The organism is Blautia sp. AM23-13AC, from assembly GCF_003435675.1.
In the GTDB taxonomy this organism is placed as follows: domain Bacteria; phylum Bacillota; class Clostridia; order Lachnospirales; family Lachnospiraceae; genus Fusicatenibacter; species Fusicatenibacter saccharivorans.
Genome location: NZ_QTUL01000002.1, coordinates 133,780 through 152,431 on the forward strand (window position 1 = coordinate 133,780; position 18,652 = coordinate 152,431).

The 18,652-nt window shown below is 47.5% G+C and carries 18 protein-coding genes; 2 read left to right on the top strand and 16 right to left on the bottom strand.

Translation table 11 applies throughout. From position 1 onward, the window contains the following. Positions 1-16 precede the first annotated feature (16 nt). The 3 genes from DW642_RS03065 to rfbC are packed head-to-tail and all read right to left on the bottom strand — an operon-like array spanning position 17 to position 2,735. Positions 17-1,348: an ABC transporter ATP-binding protein gene (locus DW642_RS03065; protein ID WP_117509232.1), complete on the bottom strand. Its 1,332-nt coding sequence runs from the start codon at positions 1,346-1,348 to the stop codon at positions 17-19. Between the two features lie 9 nt (positions 1,349-1,357). Continuing rightward, a complete protein-coding gene (locus DW642_RS03070; protein ID WP_055227566.1) occupies positions 1,358-2,158 on the bottom strand; it encodes an ABC transporter permease in 801 nt (266 codons plus the stop codon). Between the two features lie 16 nt (positions 2,159-2,174). Then, positions 2,175-2,735, bottom strand: a complete 561-nt coding sequence (gene rfbC, locus DW642_RS03075) for a dTDP-4-dehydrorhamnose 3,5-epimerase (RefSeq protein WP_022462980.1) — start codon at positions 2,733-2,735, stop codon at positions 2,175-2,177. A 306-nt stretch (positions 2,736-3,041) separates the two neighbouring features. On the opposite strand from rfbC, the gene DW642_RS03080 reads away from it, so the two are divergent. After that, positions 3,042-4,991, top strand: a complete 1,950-nt coding sequence (locus DW642_RS03080; RefSeq protein ID WP_070103202.1) for a sulfatase-like hydrolase/transferase — start codon at positions 3,042-3,044, stop codon at positions 4,989-4,991. A gap of 117 nt (positions 4,992-5,108) precedes the next feature. On the opposite strand, the gene DW642_RS03085 is transcribed toward DW642_RS03080, so the two are convergent. From DW642_RS03085 to DW642_RS03105, 5 genes are all read right to left on the bottom strand, one after another. After that, a complete protein-coding gene (locus DW642_RS03085; protein ID WP_117509233.1) occupies positions 5,109-6,239 on the bottom strand; it encodes an acyltransferase family protein in 1,131 nt (376 codons plus the stop codon). 95 nt (positions 6,240-6,334) lie between these two features. Then, on the bottom strand, positions 6,335-6,673 hold the full coding sequence (locus DW642_RS03090) for an EamA family transporter (protein WP_022462983.1): 339 nt from the start codon (positions 6,671-6,673) through the stop codon (positions 6,335-6,337). Then, entirely contained in the window at positions 6,666-7,016 is a 351-nt protein-coding gene (locus tag DW642_RS03095; RefSeq protein ID WP_022462984.1) for an EamA family transporter, read from the bottom strand. The genes DW642_RS03090 and DW642_RS03095 overlap by 8 nt, the downstream gene beginning before the upstream one ends. Positions 7,017-7,032: 16 nt before the next feature. Next, positions 7,033-7,869, bottom strand: a complete 837-nt coding sequence (locus DW642_RS03100; protein ID WP_055227571.1) for a hypothetical protein — start codon at positions 7,867-7,869, stop codon at positions 7,033-7,035. Between the two features lie 12 nt (positions 7,870-7,881). Beyond that, a complete protein-coding gene (locus tag DW642_RS03105) occupies positions 7,882-8,949 on the bottom strand; it encodes a DUF6077 domain-containing protein (RefSeq protein WP_117509234.1) in 1,068 nt (355 codons plus the stop codon). Positions 8,950-9,148: 199 nt separating this feature from the next. On the opposite strand from DW642_RS03105, the gene DW642_RS03110 reads away from it, so the two are divergent. Further along, positions 9,149-11,395, top strand: a complete 2,247-nt coding sequence (locus tag DW642_RS03110) for a hypothetical protein (protein WP_158554961.1) — start codon at positions 9,149-9,151, stop codon at positions 11,393-11,395. A gap of 58 nt (positions 11,396-11,453) precedes the next feature. On the opposite strand, the gene DW642_RS03115 is transcribed toward DW642_RS03110, so the two are convergent. From DW642_RS03115 to DW642_RS03150, 8 genes are all read right to left on the bottom strand, one after another. Further along, positions 11,454-12,434: a glycosyltransferase family 2 protein gene (locus tag DW642_RS03115; RefSeq protein WP_055219419.1), complete on the bottom strand. Its 981-nt coding sequence runs from the start codon at positions 12,432-12,434 to the stop codon at positions 11,454-11,456. Positions 12,435-12,451: 17 nt separating this feature from the next. Next, positions 12,452-13,327, bottom strand: coding sequence for a LicD family protein (locus DW642_RS03120; protein WP_117509236.1), 876 nt, complete (start codon positions 13,325-13,327; stop codon positions 12,452-12,454). Continuing rightward, positions 13,320-14,717, bottom strand: coding sequence for a sugar transferase (locus DW642_RS03125; protein ID WP_022462990.1), 1,398 nt, complete (start codon positions 14,715-14,717; stop codon positions 13,320-13,322). Before DW642_RS03125 ends, DW642_RS03120 begins: the two co-directional genes overlap by 8 nt. Then, positions 14,717-15,481 carry a glycosyltransferase family 2 protein gene (locus tag DW642_RS03130; RefSeq protein WP_117509237.1) on the bottom strand — a complete coding sequence of 255 codons (765 nt, stop codon included), beginning with the start codon at positions 15,479-15,481 and terminating at the stop codon, positions 14,717-14,719. The genes DW642_RS03125 and DW642_RS03130 overlap by 1 nt, the downstream gene beginning before the upstream one ends. A gap of 139 nt (positions 15,482-15,620) precedes the next feature. Then, positions 15,621-16,181, bottom strand: coding sequence for a manganese efflux pump (locus tag DW642_RS03135; RefSeq protein ID WP_055219426.1), 561 nt, complete (start codon positions 16,179-16,181; stop codon positions 15,621-15,623). An 80-nt stretch (positions 16,182-16,261) separates the two neighbouring features. After that, entirely contained in the window at positions 16,262-16,933 is a 672-nt protein-coding gene (locus DW642_RS03140; protein WP_117509238.1) for a ribulose-phosphate 3-epimerase, read from the bottom strand. A 4-nt stretch (positions 16,934-16,937) separates the two neighbouring features. Beyond that, complete coding sequence (locus DW642_RS03145) at positions 16,938-17,951, bottom strand: galactitol-1-phosphate 5-dehydrogenase (RefSeq protein ID WP_055219428.1); 1,014 nt, start codon at positions 17,949-17,951, stop codon at positions 16,938-16,940. Beyond that, the gene (locus tag DW642_RS03150) at positions 17,948-18,652 is read right to left on the bottom strand and encodes an IspD/TarI family cytidylyltransferase (RefSeq protein WP_055219430.1); all 705 of its coding nucleotides are present in this window, start codon (positions 18,650-18,652) and stop codon (positions 17,948-17,950) included. Before DW642_RS03150 ends, DW642_RS03145 begins: the two co-directional genes overlap by 4 nt.

The window sequence follows — 18,652 nt, forward strand, 5'->3', positions numbered from 1 at the left end:
GTTTATCCTCCGCATCCTACTCGTAGGTCACGGTAGAGTTCATATCAAAAAATCCTACGGTGTCTTTCATGGAGAAGACTTCCAGGAAGCAAGCATCGTACAGTCTGTGGTGGATCACCAGCTCTTCCAGATGGTAGCTGGTACATCCAAACGACATCAGATACTGTCCGCTCTGCAGCGGCATGATCTGGTCAAAGCATACCGTGACGGTCTTTCCTGCTTCCACCACGTCTTTTGTGTAATCCTCCAGCGCCGTATTCGTTCCGGTAATCTCCGTTCCCTTCCGGTCTTTGATCGAAAAGGCAAAAATCGGATGCTCCATCGTTTCATGGAACTTGATTTTCATCTTGATGCGGAATCTCTGGTTTTTATCCACAGAAGATGTAATCATACCTTTGTGGTCGATAATCGCAAAGTCCACGATCTCCGCAGCCTTGTCTCCATACTCTACCAGCTGCGCATTCGCAATCAGGCGTTCTCTCCAGAGGCCTTTTTTCGGCTTTTCTGCCGATATGGCACCGGATGCATCTGCTTCGGTTCTCTCTTCGGTCTGTTCTGCACTCTCTTCGGTCTCTTCCTCTTCTTTTGTCTCATCATCGTACTGGTTGGCAAGAATCTTCTTGTAGACATCGACTGCCTCCGACGATTTTCCAACCATCACCTGTTTTCCTTTGTTAATCAGAAGACATCTCTCACAGTACTTGATGACGCTGCCCATATCGTGGGAAACGAAAAGGATCGTTTTTCCTGCTTCTTTCAGATCGTTAAATTTCCGGTAACACTTGGACTGGAAGAAAATGTCTCCGACGCTTAAGGCCTCATCGACAATCAGAATATCCGGATCCACATTGATCGCAACCGCGAAGGCAAGGCGGGCAAACATACCGCTGGAATACGTCTTAACCGGCTGATTGATAAAGTCACCGATCTCTGCAAACGCAATGATATCGTCGAGCTTTGCCTTCATCTCCTCCTCAGTATAGCCAAGCATCGTTCCGTTCAGGAAAATGTTCTCAATACCGGTATACTCCATGTTAAAGCCTGCACCCAGTTCCAGAATGGCACTGACTCTTCCCTTTAACTCCACGTTTCCGCTCGTCGGGTTTAAGACACCTGTGACGATTTTCAGCAGTGTGGATTTTCCGGAGCCGTTCGTTCCAATGATACCGACACACTCGCCTTTGTGCACCTCGAGCGAGATATCCTCCAGCGCAAAATGATCGGTGTGATAGTTTTTATGTGTCAGTGAAAGCGATTCTTTCAGACGGTCCATCGGCTTTTCAAACAGCTTGTAGACCTTGCTGACATGGTTAATTGAAATTACTGTTTCTGTATTTTCTGTGCTCATTCCATCCTCCTATAATACATCTGAGAAATGAACCCGGAGGCGCTTGAACACTTTGGAACTGATTAGTCCTGCCATAAGCACAAAAGCCCAGAAGTAAAGGGTGTGCCATGGATGCTCGAAGAACCAGAGTCCATTCATAAAGCTGTCACGATATCCCTGGACAATATAGTACAGAGGATTCAGCTTCAGAAGGCTGTTCAGCCAGTTCGGAATATTCGGAATTGTTGTGGTATCCCACAGAATCGGGGTTGCCCACATGCCGACATTCAGAATTACATTGATAATCTGGCCGAAATCGCGGAAAAACGGTGTGATGGAACAGGTCAGATAGGAAAGTACAACGACGAGACAGATCACCGCAAAGGTATAGTACCCGATCTGGATAATCTGAACCGGCGGAAGTTTTCCCATCAGTGCAAAAATCAAAATAGCAAACACAATAAAGAACAGATGTACAAACAGGGAAGAAATCACCTTTACAATCGGAAGTACACTGATTTTAAATACGACCTTCTTTACCAGATAACTGTATTCCAGCAGACAATTTGACGCACTTGGCAGCGCATCAGAAAAGAAGAACCACGGAATAATACCGGAAACCAGCCAGCAGATATACGGATATCCGGTGGCAGCTGGCTGTACACGCAGTCCGAGCTGAAACACGACAAAATAAACAGCAACCGTCACCATCGGCTGAATGAATGCCCATACGATGCCAAAATACGCTCCGGCAAATTTGTTGCGGAAATCATTTTTCGACAGTTTCCAGATCAGTTTCCGGTTCTGATAAAGTTCTTTGAATACGTTCATAAATGTTTTTTACTCCTTATTTCTTTAAATCCTTAATTCCGCCCCATTTATGATCTTTTTCCGAAATAATCAGATCTTCTTTTGTCATTCCTTCCGGCATCGGCCACTCCACGCCGATCTCCGGATCGTCAAAATACAGACCGCCTTCATCGTTTGGATGATAGAAATCCGTACATTTATAAGCAAATTCTGCGTAGTCAGAGAGTACGATAAATCCGTGTGCAAAATTCTTCGGAATAAAGAACTGTTTCTTGTTTTCTGCTGAAAGCAGCACGCCGAACCATTTTCCGTAGGTTTTGGATCCCTCGCGAAGGTCAACTGCAACATCGAATACTTCACCGTTTACCACGCGTACCAGTTTGTCCTGCGGGTAATTGATCTGGAAGTGAAGTCCGCGCAGGACACCTTTTTTGGATGCAGACTGGTTATCCTGTACGAACTGGACATCAATGCCGGCTTCTTTAAAATCATTGTAATTGTATGTCTCCATAAAATATCCGCGCTCATCGCCGAATACGGTTGGGGTAATTACTTTTAATCCTTCAATTTCACAAGATTCTACTTTAATTTTTCCCATTTTTCTTTCCTTTCTCTTCTCCACAAAAATGTGAACAGATCTTTTTTTGACCTCTTTTGTGTCTACAATCTTTGCTATTATACCATTCTTTTCTGAGAAACTCAAGAACCCATTTTCACGCCCGCCCCGCCGCTTTTCATGTAAATTCCCGGATTTTCATTTTTCCACTCGTATTTTTTAAGAAAATACTATTTTTTTCGTAAAGTTTCTGTTATAATATCGTAAGTTCCCAGTTATATTTTATACCTAACGCTACCTGTTTGTTACCTATTATAAAACACTAAAGAAAACTGGAGGTTATTTACTGTGTCTCGCAAAAAAGTACAGCATGTTGGAAAGATACTTTTTTCCATTCTTTCCGTTCTGTTAGGATTCCTTGGGATCCTTCTTTTTACGTCTTCCCGCTGGATGCTCGCGACCTGGGCGCATCTTGATATGGAAGAACTTGTTTATCACTTAAAGGCACCCCTTGAGGGTACCAGCAAGGATGTGCTCTGGAGTTACGTCTGGTCCTGCGGCATGATCTCTTTTGCCGTTCTTGCTATTCTGATCGCGCTTTTTATTATCCTGCGCCATCGGAAGAAAGTGGAAATCATTCTCGGTTGCATCTGCATTGCCCTGGGAATCGCTCTTTCTTCCTATTCTCTTTATAATGTCTGGACGACGCTGGATATCGATACTTACCTGCACATTCAGAACAGCTACAGCACTTTGATCGAAGATAATTACGTCAATCCGTCCCAGACAACGATTACATTCCCGGAAAAGAAACGGAATCTGATCTATATTTATCTGGAATCAATGGAAAGCACCTATTCTGATAAAAAAGACGGCGGTGCTTACGACCACAATTTTATTCCCGCCCTGACTAATCTTGCCCTGGACAATATCAATTTTTCCAACTCCGACAAGCTGGGCGGCGCTTATCCGACAACCGGAACCACCTGGACCATGGGCGGTCTCTTTGCACAGACTTCCGGTCTTCCGCTGAAGCTTTCGATTCAAGGCAATGAGATGGCTTATCAGGACAGCTTTTTTCCGCAGCTTTCAACACTTGGCGACGTTCTCAATGAAGCCGGCTACAAACAGTACTTTATGATGGGTTCCGATGCCGCATTCGGCGGACGGAAGAATTACTTCACTTCGCACGGTGATTATGAAATTGACGATTACTACTGGGCGATCAGCGAGGGACTGATCCCGGAAGGCTACTACCAGTGGTGGGGCTATGAAGATGCCAAACTGTTTGAGTATGCAAAAGATAAACTGACGGAGATTTCCAAGAATGACGAACCGTTCAACTTCAGTATGCTGACTGTTGCCACCCACTTCGAGGACGGCTACAAATGTGACGAGTGTGATGAAAAGCAGTACGGAGATGACCACTACGGTATGGTGATTGACTGCTCCAGTTCCCGTGTCAGTGAGTTTATAGACTGGATCAAGGAACAGCCTTTTTATGAAAACACGACTATAATTCTTTCCGGTGATCATCTGACCATGGACTCTGATTTTTGTGAAAACATCGATGAAGATTATCAACGTTCTACTTATAACGCTATTTTAAATTCACCCATTCTTCCGGTTCATGAAAAAAATCGGATTTTCACCACGATGGATATGTTCCCAACTACTCTCGCAAGCCTTGGAGCTGTCATTGACGGTGACCGTCTTGGACTTGGTACGAATCTTTTTTCAGACAAGCCTACACTTGCCGAAGAACTTGGCTTCGATGAACTGAATCGCCAGCTCTCTATGGGCTCCCGATTCTTCGATGAACTTGATGCTGATCTTACCCCCGTCTGGGTCGGCGATGGCGAATATCAGAAATTTTATATTAAGGAAGAAGATCGATTTGCCAATAACGAATGGGTAACTTACAATCCACATCAGCTCTGGGCTGACGGTAAGCAGTCTTATTTTATTGATAAGGACGGCCACGCGGTTTCCGGCTGGCAAAAGCTTGAGGATGGGAAATGGTATCATTTTTCCGAGTCGGATTACCATCTCATCGAGGGTCCTTGCGATACAAATCCTGAATTGGAAGAGGAAACACCCGACTCCACTTCGGTAAGTGACATTTCCTCCGCTTCTTCTTTTACAGAAAACGATTTGGATTCCACAGTCGAAAGTTCTTCTTCTGGAATAGATGAGGACGATTTCTCTGAAAATGAGGATAATTCCAAAACCATCAGACATCTAGGCTCTTCTGCGGAAGATGATCCTCACGACCTGTCTCCTATCGATTATCAATAAAAATTTGATAACGATTCAGATCTATGCAATATAAAATAAAATCCCGCAGAAAAAGTTTTCATTTCTTTTTCTGCGGGATTTTTATCTTGCAAAATATTTAAAGCAGTATACGCTTAACTATTGTCTTACGTACAAAAATATGTTTTTTCCCATTTTTTTCACCTGTGTAAGGATCCACTGGATCAGTAAGGCAACAAAAATCGCTGCTAATAAATACAGAATTTTTGTCTGTTCTACGTCCTTCGGCATATAATACCACCAAATATCACTTTTACATCTTGACCAGTCAAACTTCAAAAACAGCTTTGTGCCATTCGCAATTGTTCCGAAAGCAACTTTTACAAGTAAAAAACCCAAAAACTGATTTTCCATAATCGAAAATGTGTTGTCTGCAAGAAGATTAATCCACTTTTTTCTTCCAAGTACTGGTTCCATTATCGTTGCAATCCGCATCCAAAGTGCAATTCCCAAAAAACCAATAATAATTGGCATGACCGGTCCTTGATTAAAGTCATTGCACCACGCTGGCGTATAAGCCAACCTAGTTTTATAATGAAGAAAAATCATAAGTTTTGCAGCAAACACAATCGCAAAATACACTACAGATGGAATCCTGTCCACATATTTCTCCAGTATCTTTTTATAAAAAATACCCATTGCATAAAACGGAGCAAAATACAGAATTCTGACCACTGTCAGCCACCAGCTGGTGCGATATTCCATAATCGCCAAAAAATTGCCGCCCATTCCAATAAGTACTGCCCCTGCAAAAAATATCCATTCCGGTATCTGCCATCCTTTTCGCTTAAAAAATGCCCGAATCATACAATTTAATATTTCTACCATAAACAAGGGCACAATATACCAGCCGGCCATATTAAGAACAAACTGATGCCCATCGTTTAAAGGTGAAATCAGAATATTGTGCAAATTAAATTTTCCACCGATTTGAAAGTCCCACCGATGTAATAACCTGACAAGCAGCCCATACGCAATCGTATACCCATACATTGGAAGTATCAGGGTACGAAGCTTTTTACAGACATATCTCCCCGGTCGTTTCAGTGCTGCATCTTTAAAAAAATATCCTGAACAAAAAGTAAACAGCGCCAGATGGATTCCCTCATACGGAAACCATTGCGCAAAGTCCAAAGAAATTCCACCACCATCACAATGTCCCGCAACAACCATCAGAATCGCCACAGCATATAATATCTTAAAACGATAATCTATTTTTTTCTTATTCATAATCAAAAGCCTTTCGTTTGTTGTACGCAGACCCCCTATTTCAAAGGACAAGGACAGCTTAGCTGATATCGCTTTCTTTCCATCATCGGAACGTTTTACGGCAATGTATACACCAGTACCCCCAGGATAATAATCAGATTCCCAATCAGCTTTCCTTTTGATACCTTTTCTTTCAAAACGCCAAAGGAAAGCAGCAGGACAAAGACGTACGTAAAAGTATCCAACACCGGACCGTATTTCAAATCTACCTGTGTGTAGGCATACGTATTTAAAAGAAGTACACTGCCAAAAATCAGATACGCCACAATCACGCGCCAGTTCAGATACTCGCGAAGTGCAGATGCATGCTCCTCGTTGGCGCTCTGTTTCAGCAGAATCTGTGATACTGCGGAAAACATTGTACAGATCAGCATTAAAATCATATATTTATTCATATCGCTGCACCACCATAACTCCCACCAGCACAATCAGAAGGCCGATGATATTTTTTACCGTCAGATTTTCATGGAAAATGATCACGGCCCAGATCTGGGACCAGATCAGATAGACGCTGCGGTTTGCATATGCGGTTGACAAAGAGAATTTTTTGATTACCTTCTGCCATGCAATAGCGTAAATGCCACAATTTGCAACCATCAGAAATAAAAATACATATAATAGAGGATTTTTGATTCCTCCCCGGTTCAGCTGAACCGATGCTGCTTTCGAGAACACACTCGTCAGAGAAAACAGCAGAATATTCAGGTGCAGCTGAATATAATCTTTTGCCTTATTCAAAAACAAGTCCTCCTTCTTACTTTTCTTCCACGCGGAAAATGATATGCCCTTCTACTTCTCTTACCGGGATGCACCCCGCTGTTTCCACATAGGATACTGCCGCTGAACTGCTCGAAAGTACAATATACTCTGCATTCATTTCCCTAAGACTTCTGTAAAATTCTTTCTGATCCAGCGACAGATCCATCTGTGTGATAATCTGAAGGATCTTTGTTTCGTCTTCAATTTCCTGCTCGGTCAGTGCATCAGTTGATACCGTATTGGAGCCCTGATAGGTCAGAACCATATCGCGGTCCAGAACCAGTTCAAACGAAGCATCATACTGCCGCACGATCAGGTTGAAATCCGGTTCAAAGACAACTCTTACGGTTCCCTCTCCCGCTTCTTCGTGCAGCACCGTACAGACGGCCAGAAGATCATCTGGCATCTTGTACTGGTTATCCGGCAGCTTCGGCAGTCCGCCAGCCAGTACGGAATTTCCGCCAAAACAGATGACCGCTGCCAGCGCAGCCGCGGTCAGATACCGTCTCCAGCCTTTTTTCTGCCCGCCCACAACTTTCGTGCAGGCATATCCGATGGTCAGTACCATCGGCAGAATCCAGAAAAACCGGTAATAGACATTGACCATTCCAAGTTTTCCCAGGATATATTTCACCGCAAATGGATTGTATACCGTAAAGGCCAGAAAAACAGCGGTTGTTACGAACACATACCGCTCTTCCTTTTTTCCTTTTAAAGCGAGATACAGCACCGACAGCAGAAACAGCGTCAGTACGGTTGTGTTTCCTCCAAACGTCACAAAGACCTGTCTCACAAAATCGAGGCCGCTCTCATTCAGATTTATTCCGCCCACATTTTCTCCTTTCTACCGCACAACCGGAATCTGCAGGATACCGCGCACACCAAGGAGATAGACCCCAAGCACCAGCACACACGGCAGCACAGCAAGCAGATAGAGCCCGCTCTGTCCCCAGCGTTTTTTCCGCACAAGATTCGGCAGAATCACAGCACTCATGGCCACCGGTACGGTCATCATGGATGACATCGTAAGGTCAATCGCAGCGACGCCTGTCATGAAAAACAGCAGCCAGACTCTCTTTCCGTTTTTCTCCTGATACATGCGCAGGCCAAGATAAAACAGAAACGGGAGGATGATATTGCACAATACGGCCTTTCCCTCGTATCCCCTCGTCAGCAGGAACGACGCATTCGAAAAGATCGTATGAAAATTCAGATTCACAACACTGATAAAGCACAGGAGCACCCATACCATCTGTTTTTCTTTTAACAGCGCCTTTCCGATCTGTGCATAGACGAGATAACTTAAAACTACCGTCATCATACAGAGAATCACCTTCGTCACTACGAGCGGATGAAGGCCCGTTAAACGGCACAGTACTGCATTTGCTGCCGGATACATGCTGAACACATAACGGATGTTAAAAAAATCCAGTGCTTTTCCTGTATATGGGTCAAAGCTGCTGATGGAATCTGTCGCAAGGTTCGTTGTCACACTTCCCACATAATACGCTGCATCCGCACTGCCGTTTTCCTGCAGTGCAGCAACAAAATACAGCTGGATTCCAATCAGCACCAGCATCACATAAAAAGCCGCCGTCTTTCCTCTCCAGAAACCGCCGCTTCTTTTTCTCCACTCTCTCCACATTCCCAGATGAAGACAGATGGAAGCAATTACAAGGACAGCCACAACAGCAGCCCATACCCATGCGAGCAGATGCAGCTTTGCACCGAGCACCATCATCGGCACAGAAATCAGTTCAAATAAGAAGTAATATGCAATAAAGCCAAACAGCACAGTTTCACCCAGATGTCCGCTCTCATACCTGTTTTCTCTGATAAAAAAAGAACCCAGGCAGCAGAACACCGCGAGCATTCCCAGAAACAGTGCCGGCATTTTTAATAAGGTAATCATGTTTGGTTCCTTTCTTTTCCTTACATTCCCAATCCCACTCATTCTAACATGATGCCCTGTCTGCGTCAAGTAATCGAAATTCTAATAAACATTGACTTTTCCCTGAAATTTTGTATAATTGTGATGTCGAGCGCTTATTTTCCGCCCGGCTGTTTTACTTTTTGTTTTAATGATATATGTTACGAAAGGAGCCATTGATATGCCTTTTTCCCGGCATACCCGCAGATCCGTGTTTTCCATCGGCGCGGCATCCCTTGCCGCTGCTTTTCTTTTTCTCACCCCGGAAAACACACATGCGGCTGATACTACAGCAAAAATTCACATTCTGACACTCGACAGCGGCTCCAATGCCATCGTTCTGGAAAGTGTAGACGATAATGGCCAGAAAATTTTCGGCATGGTAGACTCCGGCGAGGACTGGGATTACCCTGACGGATCTGATCCGCGTTATCCGCTGCGCAGCGGCATCACAACGTCGACCGGCTACGACGATGAGGTACTCTCCTACCTGGACTCCCTCGGTGTCACCTCCGATAATCTGCAGTTTTATGTTGCAACACATCCGCACAGCGACCATATTGGAACCGGCGATACCATCGTGCGGCTGTATTCCCCCGACCGGGTTTATCTGCTCCCGTATGATGACAGTTATATCTATAATACTGCGCGTCTCTGGGACAATCTTTATGTCTACGACCAGCTTCTTACTGCTGTAGAAGAGACTGAAGGTGTGACCCTGATCCAGCATCTGAATCCCGGTGCCGCCTCCGCAGAAGAAGGATCTCCTGATTTTGCTTTTGGAAATTTCCAGATCCAGATTGTCAACTACGAGGAAGATTATCTCACAAGTCCAAAAGAGGACGCCAACCAGTTCTGTCTTGGTGTAATTGCCTCCGCAAACGACCACCACGCTTTTCTGACGAGTGATATCGACGACGTCGAGGGCGATGCCAGCCGGATTGTTTCGAACTACGGGCTGTACAGCATTGATCTGATGACTTCCAATCATCACGGATATCCGAATGCTGTCGATGCAGACTATCTTGCTGCCGTCAACCCGGAATATTTTATCCAGACCGGTGACTTCCGTATTATGGATAACGATACCGTCGAGACCCTGACCTCTCTGGGGCTGCGCGTATTTTCCACGACAGAATATTCCGGCGATCTTCCGGCAGTCATTGCTGACTTTTCCGGTTCCGCGGTCACTTCCAACGTGGATGATACCTATGAAATTTACCGCGGCCGTTCTTCCAAGCTCGTTGCTTATCATGACGGCATCCCGTACAGCGGATTTTTCACCCGCGGCGGACAGAAATATTATGCAGACAGCAGCCATCTTCTCGTATGCTCCACTTCCTGGCGCGACACAGAAACGGGCATCGAATATACCGCCGATGAAAACGGCGTGATCACAAACGAACGCCACGTCATCGGCTGGGTAAAACGGGATGGAAAATGGTATTACTACAACGATGATGAAACACCGTATACCGGCTGGCTCACCCTCGACCACAAAACGTATTACCTCGGCGCGGACGGCGTTATGGCAACAGGCTGGCTTCTGCTTGACGGAGATTACTATTATTTTTCCGGCAGCGGTGAGATGCAGACCGGATGGCAGTTTATCAGCAACAACTGGTACTATCTCGCCAAGGATACCGGTATTATGTATTCGTCCGGATGGCACGCTGATCCAGAGACCAAAACGATGTACTATTTTTACACATGGGGAGGTGCCGCACGCAATACGACACTTACCTTAAACGGTTACCGCGTCAAATTTCTTTCCTGGGGCGGTATTTCCGGCAGCACCTGGCTGTACCATGACGGTGCCTGGTATTATGTACAGAAATATTCCTGCGTAACCAATGGCTGGTATCAGATCGATGGCGCCTGGTATTTTATGAATGCGGACGGTTCCCTGAAGCAGAACGAAAGTTTCCTGTATGACAACAATCTCTACTTTGTAAATAAGAGCGGAAAAATGTATCAGAACCAGTGGCTGAAATGGGATGGAAACTATTATTATCTCAGAAGCTGGGGCGGTGCCGCACACGAAGGCTGGCTGCTGCTTCAGAATAAATACTATTATATTAATGAGGACTGTACACGGAAAACGGATGAAGCCTTTACGTATGATAACAATCTTTATTTTGTTGATGAAAACGGCGTCATGCCGGCAAACCAATGGGTGATCCGGGAAGGTGTCTGGTACTTTACCTACAGCTGGGGCGGTGCGAGAAAATCGCAGTGGTTCTATTATAAAAACAACTGGTATTACTTCAACGATGATGCTTCCATGCAGACCGGCTGGGCAGAAATTGACGGAAAAACATATTATTTCCAGAGCTGGGGCGGATGCGTCACCGGGACGAAAAAAATTGACGGAACAACGTATGTGTTTGATAAAAACGGTGTTCTGCTTTCCGAAAAAGAAAGCTAGAAAAATCCATATAAAAATGCGGCAGAAACGAAAATCTCATTCGCTTCTGCCGCATTTTTTATAAATTTCTTTTCCGGAACAGTGCACGAACGCACTGCCGGTAAATTCCGGTTCCCAGAAACAGGGTCAGATAGGCGATTTTCCGCCCGTTCGTGAAGTGATCGCCTTCCAGTACCAGAAGCGGATGCTTTTTAAGCTCTTTTGCCAGCCTCTTCGCAAGCGCCTTTTTCTCCGCGTCCATGGTTTCCAACAGCATCAGCTTGTCCAGCACGAAAAACCGCGCCCAGCAGCAGCGCACACCTGCTTCTTTTTTCAGCGCCGGGTGGCGTTCTTCCACGACATTCTGATTATGATCCCATACTTCCACCGAACCCAGATCTGACCAGCGAAAACCGCTTGTCGTGAGGCTTTCGCGCCGGTGCACATAATAGTATTTCTGTGCTGTGGAAAAGGCCACCTTCCGGCAGTGCTCCATTAACGGAACGATGACGTATGCATCCTCGGCGATTGTTTTCTCCGGATAGACAACGCCCTCGAAAATCTCTCTCCGATACAGCTTGCCCCACGGCATCACGCCGAACACGCGCGCCTTCATCACCTGGCGCAGTCCCTCCTCGCTGTCGGTCACAGATTCGATTCCCTCCTGTTTCAGATCCGGCACCGGCCTTCCTTCATAGAGATCGTATCCGCGGCAGATACTCATTTCGGCATCATATTTTTCCGCCAGACGATACAGTGTTTCCAGAAGATCCTCCGCTGCGAAATCGTCGCTGTCCACAAACGTGATATAACGCCCCTCTGCAAGCGCAACGCCCGCATTCCGCGCCGAACTGACGCCGCCGTTCTCTTTTTGGTGATAACGGATCCGCGCATCCTGTTCTGCGTATGTCCGGCAGATTTCACTGCTTTTGTCGGTGCTTCCATCATCTACAAGAAGCAGCTCCCAGTCCGTAAAAGACTGGGAGAGAATGGAATCCACACATTTTTTTAAAAATTTTTCTGCCTGATACACCGGGGTAATGATTGAAATTTCCGGCATTGTTTTATCCTCTTTCTTTATTTCTTACAGCAGTAGTGTATCCCCTTATACTGCTCATACGGATGATCGAGATCCAGAAACGCCGCATCGTGGTGGCCTTTCTGCTGTTCTTTCGGCGGCAGTTTCATATAATCGCCGAACGCCATGCGCAGATATGTGTCATATCCGACCGGAATCGGCAGGCGCTCGTTCTCGAACGGAACCTCAATCGCCGATGCAAAAATCTTTTTCGGATATTTCCGGAGAATCGCCTGCGGTGCGCACATCTCGGTGATGCCGTCCACCCGTGGGCTGTCGATATCAAATTTTGTAATATAGTTTTCTGCCTGCTTCCAGATCCGGTACCGCATCTTCTGCGTCGGAGCCAGCGCCAGCAGAATCGTTCCCAGGTAATGCATAAACGCGCCGTGGCGTTCTTTGGTCGGAATAACCTGCGTGCAGAAGAGCTGGAAAATCTTTCCCTCGATCACCTGCCATTTCCGCGCAAGGTTTCCCGGTGCATAGCCCTCGATCGGGAGAATATCAAGCGCAACGCCGTGGCAGAGATCCATATCGACCTGCTCCTTTTTCACCTGCGTGGTGCAGCTGTCGCGGATGTTCGCAAACGTGTGCGCATTGCAGAAGCCCTCTTTCGGGTACTCGAGCTTGTAGATTTTACTCTCCTCCTGCGTATCCCAGATTTTCAGGAACTTCTCGTAATCTTTCCGCGGCATGAAAAAGTCGAGATCATCGTCCCACGGAATAAAGCCGCCGTGGCGGATTGCACCGATACAGCCGCCGCCGCAGAGATAACAGGTCAGATGATTTCTCTGGCACCAGTGGTAAAACATAACGGCCATTTCCAGATTTTTTTCCTGCAGCCGGCGCAGAATTTCGTCCTCGGTATTAAACATCTTTTTTCTCCTCTTCCTTCGCGTTCAGGCTGATCGTCTGTCCTTCCTCGAGCCCTTCTGTGCTCTCCTTTGTGAAGACAATCTTAAAGGTTGCAAGAATCAGCTTCAGATCCTCTAAAATCGAATAGCTCTCTATGTACATCAGATCCAGCTTCAACTTGTCGTATGCGGTCGTGTTGTACTTTCCGTAAATCTGGGCGTAGCCGGTAAGGCCTGCCTTTACTTTCAGACGGTAAGCAAACTCCGGAATCGATTCCTCATATTCCTTTGCAATCTCCGGCCGCTCCGGGCGCGGTCCGACGACGCTCATATCGCCCTTGAAAATGTTCAGAAGCTGCGGCAGCTCATCAATTCTCGTCGCGCGGATCACCTTTCCGACCGGCGTAATGCGGCTGTCGTTCTTCGTTGCCAGGCGGGCTACGCCGTCTTTTTCGGCATCCACGATCATGCTTCGGAATTTGTAGACATAGAATTCTTTTCCGCCGATCGTGAGACGTTTCTGTTTAAAGAACACCGGGCCATGGTCATACAGCTTGATGCAGAGCGCTGCGATCAGCATAATCGGCGACGTGATCACAAGAAGAATCGTCGATACGAGCAGATCCAGCAGGCGCTTGCAGAATCTCTGATCAAACGAAAGACCACTGTTTCGCGCGAGCAGAAGCGGTGTATCGAAAATATGGAGCGCTTCCGCTTTCCGTACCATAATATCCGACAGCTTCGGCGTCAGATAGACACGGATTTCTTTCGCATAGCAATATTTCAGCAGACGGTTGCGCAGCTCCGAATGAAGATCGCCAAGGATCACGCCCTCCTGACCGTATGCGTCAATCTGTCGGCAGAGCTCTTTCTCTCCCACTTCCACGCTCACCTTATGTGCTACAATATACTTGTCCGGCCGCTGGTTCATCTTCAGCTCCAAGCTTTCCATCGGGTATTCACCGTAAATCAGAAGCACCTCTCTTGGCGGAAAGAGACGCGCAAACGTCTTCTCAAAAAGCCAGGATACAATGCCTGCCAGCGCAAAGTCCACGAGTGTCATGCCGACCATCGGCAGAATGTACGGCAGGTGGCGCCACAGCAGGATAATCTGCAGATACATCAGCGCATTGGCACAGAATGCCGTCATCATCTGGGAATAGATGATGCTGCTTCCCTTCATGTAGCCGATCTTCATGCCGCCGTAAATGTACATGAAAACCAGAAGAAAAATGCCGTAGATCACGACGATAATCTGATTTCCCTTATCCCAGAACGGCTCCAGCCACAGGTGGCTCGCATAGTATCTGTCCCAGAACACAGAAAAAACAGCGCATTCCAGAAGCACAATCGCCGCGACCGCCAGGACACGCATCAGATGTTTGTACTGTTCCCTGTTTTTATAGTTCATCAATCTCTTCCTCTCTTTTTGCCCTTACCGTAATACTTCCGCACACCGTTTACGGCATAGCACGCAAAACAGTACAGGGAGCGGAACGTTCCCATTCCCAGCTCGCGGTAAACACGGTAAGTCATTCCTGCAGAATGCAGTTTATTCCCCGATTTTCCTGTGCTGGACAGCCGGTATTTCAGCAAAGGCTCATCCACACCGCAGGCTGTCCCGTATTTTTTCAGGATCCGCAGCCAGTCCAGATAATCCTCGTGGCACTCGTCCTTTTCCATCGGGAATTCCAGCAGAACGCTTCTTTTGGCCAGTACCGACGAGCAGCCGATCACGTTGCCGCGCAGCAGCATTTTGTAGGTGATCCGCTCCGGGACAGAAAAAATCTTCTGCTTTTCCGGTTCCTGATCGTAAATCAGCTCCCGACCCGTACAGCAGAGCACATTACCGGTCTTTGCAAGGGATTTTTCCTGCTTTTCCAGTTTTTCGGGATCCCAGTAATCATCCGCGTCCAGAAAGGCAATGTAATCGCCCTTTGCGAGCTGTACACCGCGGTTTCTGGATGCGGACGCTCCTTTGTTTGTCTCATTCCGGATATACCGTACCCGGTCATTTTCTCCGTAACGCCCCATCTTTTCCATCGTATCGTCCGTGGAATGGTCGTCGATCACCAGGATTTCCAGCGGGGTTTTTGTTGTCTGGCAAAGGACTGAGTCGATTGCCTGAAACAGTGTTTCTGCACCGTTGTACGAAGGGATTACTACTGAAATCATGTATTTTCCTCTCTTACTTTGTCTGCTGCATCTGTTTTTTAAATTTTCCAGCAGCAAACCTCCTACTTTTATAGCATATCTGCACGGGCTTGTCAATTTTACGCCGGGATCTGCTGGTTTTTCTTTCTTACATGTAATCCTATGTGAGCTTTAAAAACGCCAGTAAATAGAACAGAATTCCTCCGAACAGTGCTCCGTTTCCGCCGTTTTTCTGCCCCGTCTTTTTTCCGATGGCAGTTCCGGCATACATCGCCGCCATTCCGACCGCGAAGGAGGCAAAAAAGATCTGTCCTCCTGTCACTGGAAGATCCGCGGCAAAGACGCCGGAGACAATTCCATCCACCGACATCGAAACCGCCAGCAGGCCAAATTCCAGTGGGTGGAGCTGTTTTTCCAGATGTTCCAGTCTTGCTTCTGGTTTTCCCTGCTTTTTTCTTCTGCGTTTTCTCAGTTCCTCAAAAATTTTCAGCGTTCCCATAAGAAAAAAGCAGCCCGCACCCACTCTGGTTCCCCATTCCGGTCCTGCGGACTGCAGAAATCTTTTTCCAAACTGCGCGGAAGCAACCAGGGCAGCACTGCAAAACAGATTCAGCAGCGCCGTCATGCCGGGTGAAATTCTCGTATTGCTGCTTCCATATCCGATGCTTACTGCAAAGTTATCGGCTGAGAGCGCCGCAGCAAGCAGAAGCAATTCTACCATATGACACGCTCCGTCATTTCTCACTTTACAGTATTCGTCTGTTTTTCAAACCGTGCATCCCGGGAAGGCAGTTCTTTTTCTTATTCCACTGCTTTCCGGAATTCCCGGATTTTTTCTCCGAAGTGCGATACATCGGTGCAGAAAATGCTCGAAGTTCCCGCCACAAAAATGCTGGCTCCACAGGAACGCAGCGTCGCGCCGTGCTCCTTCGTAATGTTTCCGTCCACTTCTAAAATGATGTCCTCCCGGTGCATCTCCTGCAGAAATTTCTGCAGCTTTTCCGCCTTGCGCAGCGTACTCGGCACAATTTTCTGCCCGGCAAAGCCCGGATTCACCATCAGAAGATTGACGCCGTCGATATAATCAAGCACTTCCTCGATCTGCCCGATCGGTGTCGCCGGGTTGATCGCGAGGAACCGCTTGCAGCCGTACGGCACGAGGTAATCGAGCGCGCGCTGCACCTGGAAAGTGCTCTCATAATGAATCGTCACGATGTCCTCTTTGTGAATGCCGATCCACGGCAGCTTGTACTCCGGGTCTTTAATCATCAGATGAAGATCGAGCGGAATACTCGTCAGTTCCCGCAGTCCGCGGATGTAGTCGACGCCAAGGCCGAAGTTCGGAACGAACTCGCCGTCCATCACATCGATATGGAGATATTCGACTTTTTCTTTTTCAAATACATCGATCGTCACCTGCAGATCCACAAGGTTTGAGCACATCATGGATGCCGATATCTGACTTTTTCTCATATTTCTACTCCCATGAAACCATTACTTTACAGTATGGCTCTTTATGATTTTTCATCAGTTCCAGTCCGTCCATCAGCTTTTCGGACGGGAAACAGTGCGTGATCAGCGCCTGTGCCGGGATTTTCTTCTTCGAAAGCGCATCGAGTGCCTCCGTCCAGTCGCAGGCTTCATCTTTTTCATAAGAAGAATTCCACGTTCCCATCAGGTTCAGCTGTTTGCGCAGGATGCGCCAGTACACGTTCTTTTCCATCGCAAGATCGCCCGATGGATTTCCCATCAGCACGATGCTTCCGCCCGGTCTTGCAAGAAGAACTGCACTGGAAACGGCCTGCGGCGTTCCGACCGCTTCTACTACAACATCCGCCTGAATCGCTTTACTCTCCTCTTCCGTCACATATGAGATGCCCGGGATCTGTTCTGCGATCGCACGTTTTGCTTCGCCCCGTCCAATCACAAAAACGGTTTCGGCGCCGAGCGCTTTCGCCCACGCTGCCGCTGCAAAACCGATCATGCCCGTTCCGATCACTGCTGCGGTATCGCCCGGCTTCACACCGCTTCGTTTCACCGCATGAAGCGCTACAGAGAGCGGCTCCAGCATTGCTGCCTCGCGGAAGCTGACGTTTTCCGGCAGCTCCATCAGGTTCCAGTCCGGCACGGCCACGTATTCCGCAAAGCCGCCGTCCCGGCGCGAGCCGAGGTAATCGTAGTGTTCGCACATCTCATATTTTTTCTGCCGGCACTGCGGGCAGGTGCGGCATGGGATCAGCGGGAAAATGCCGACCCGTTTTCCAACTCGCTCTTCCGGCACACCCTCGCCGTATGCGGCAACCACGCCTGAAAACTCATGACCCGGAATCGTTGGAAAATGGTATGTTCCGTTTGTGAAAATCCGCGGAATATCGGAGCTGCAGATTCCTGATGCCTTTACCTGCACCAGAACCCAGCCGGATGGGATTTCCGGTTTTTCGATGTCTTCCCTTCTTAAATCATTGACTCCATGCAGCTCGTATGCTCTCATTTCGTTTCTCCTTCCACAATCGTACAGAAACGCTCCAGGTCGCTCCTTGTTGTAATCTTAAAGTTCCGCTCATCCCCTGGGATCATCGCCACATCCATTCCATGGCGGTAGGCAATTTCACTCGTTCCCCTTGTGAGGGACAGCTCCTCTTTCGATGCTTCCCGGTTGATCTTCGCGTACGGATGCAGCCGGAAGGCTTCCGGCGCCTGACCGGCAAACAGCGTGCTGCGCTCCAGCAGATGGTCAATTTTCGTTCCGTCGCTGCTCTGATAGATCGTGTCCTTCATCGGCAGCACCGGCATACAGCCCTCATGATCGGCAAGCGCCGCAAGGCAGTCGCCAATCAGCTGTTCGCTCACCAGAGGCCGCACGCCGTCGTGGATGATCACACCGTCGTTCTCCGATACGGAATCCTCCATGCAGACGGTAAGGCCATTATGAATGGATTCCTGCCGCGTATCCCCGGCATCCGCAAAGGCGAGAAATTTCGTAATCCCGTCTTCTTCCATCCATCCGCGGATCTTCTCTCTCCAGGCATCTGCCGCCACGATGACGATTTTCTCAACGGCACTGCTTTTCTGAAACTGCTCCAGCGTATACAGCAGAATCGGTTTCTTTTCCACTTCCAGATACTGCTTCGGAAAATCCCCCATCTGCATTCTCGTTCCGATTCCCCCCGATAGTATGATTGCGTAATTCAT

Coding starts and splice junctions, on each gene's coding strand:
- DW642_RS03140 (WP_117509238.1), bottom strand. CDS start 16,933: ATGAGAAAAAGTCAGATATCGGCATCCATGATGTGCTCAAACCTTGTG.
- DW642_RS03135 (WP_055219426.1), bottom strand. CDS start 16,181: ATGGTAGAATTGCTTCTGCTTGCTGCGGCGCTCTCAGCCGATAACTTT.
- DW642_RS03065 (WP_117509232.1), bottom strand. CDS start 1,348: ATGAGCACAGAAAATACAGAAACAGTAATTTCAATTAACCATGTCAGC.
- DW642_RS03125 (WP_022462990.1), bottom strand. CDS start 14,717: ATGAACTATAAAAACAGGGAACAGTACAAACATCTGATGCGTGTCCTG.
- DW642_RS03120 (WP_117509236.1), bottom strand. CDS start 13,327: ATGTTTAATACCGAGGACGAAATTCTGCGCCGGCTGCAGGAAAAAAAT.
- DW642_RS03115 (WP_055219419.1), bottom strand. CDS start 12,434: ATGCCGGAAATTTCAATCATTACCCCGGTGTATCAGGCAGAAAAATTT.
- DW642_RS03105 (WP_117509234.1), bottom strand. CDS start 8,949: ATGATTACCTTATTAAAAATGCCGGCACTGTTTCTGGGAATGCTCGCG.
- DW642_RS03110 (WP_158554961.1), top strand. CDS start 9,149: ATGCCTTTTTCCCGGCATACCCGCAGATCCGTGTTTTCCATCGGCGCG.
- DW642_RS03150 (WP_055219430.1), bottom strand. CDS start 18,652: ATGAATTACGCAATCATACTATCGGGGGGAATCGGAACGAGAATGCAG.
- DW642_RS03085 (WP_117509233.1), bottom strand. CDS start 6,239: ATGAATAAGAAAAAAATAGATTATCGTTTTAAGATATTATATGCTGTG.
- DW642_RS03070 (WP_055227566.1), bottom strand. CDS start 2,158: ATGAACGTATTCAAAGAACTTTATCAGAACCGGAAACTGATCTGGAAA.
- DW642_RS03130 (WP_117509237.1), bottom strand. CDS start 15,481: ATGATTTCAGTAGTAATCCCTTCGTACAACGGTGCAGAAACACTGTTT.
- rfbC (WP_022462980.1), bottom strand. CDS start 2,735: ATGGGAAAAATTAAAGTAGAATCTTGTGAAATTGAAGGATTAAAAGTA.
- DW642_RS03090 (WP_022462983.1), bottom strand. CDS start 6,673: ATGAATAAATATATGATTTTAATGCTGATCTGTACAATGTTTTCCGCA.
- DW642_RS03145 (WP_055219428.1), bottom strand. CDS start 17,951: ATGAGAGCATACGAGCTGCATGGAGTCAATGATTTAAGAAGGGAAGAC.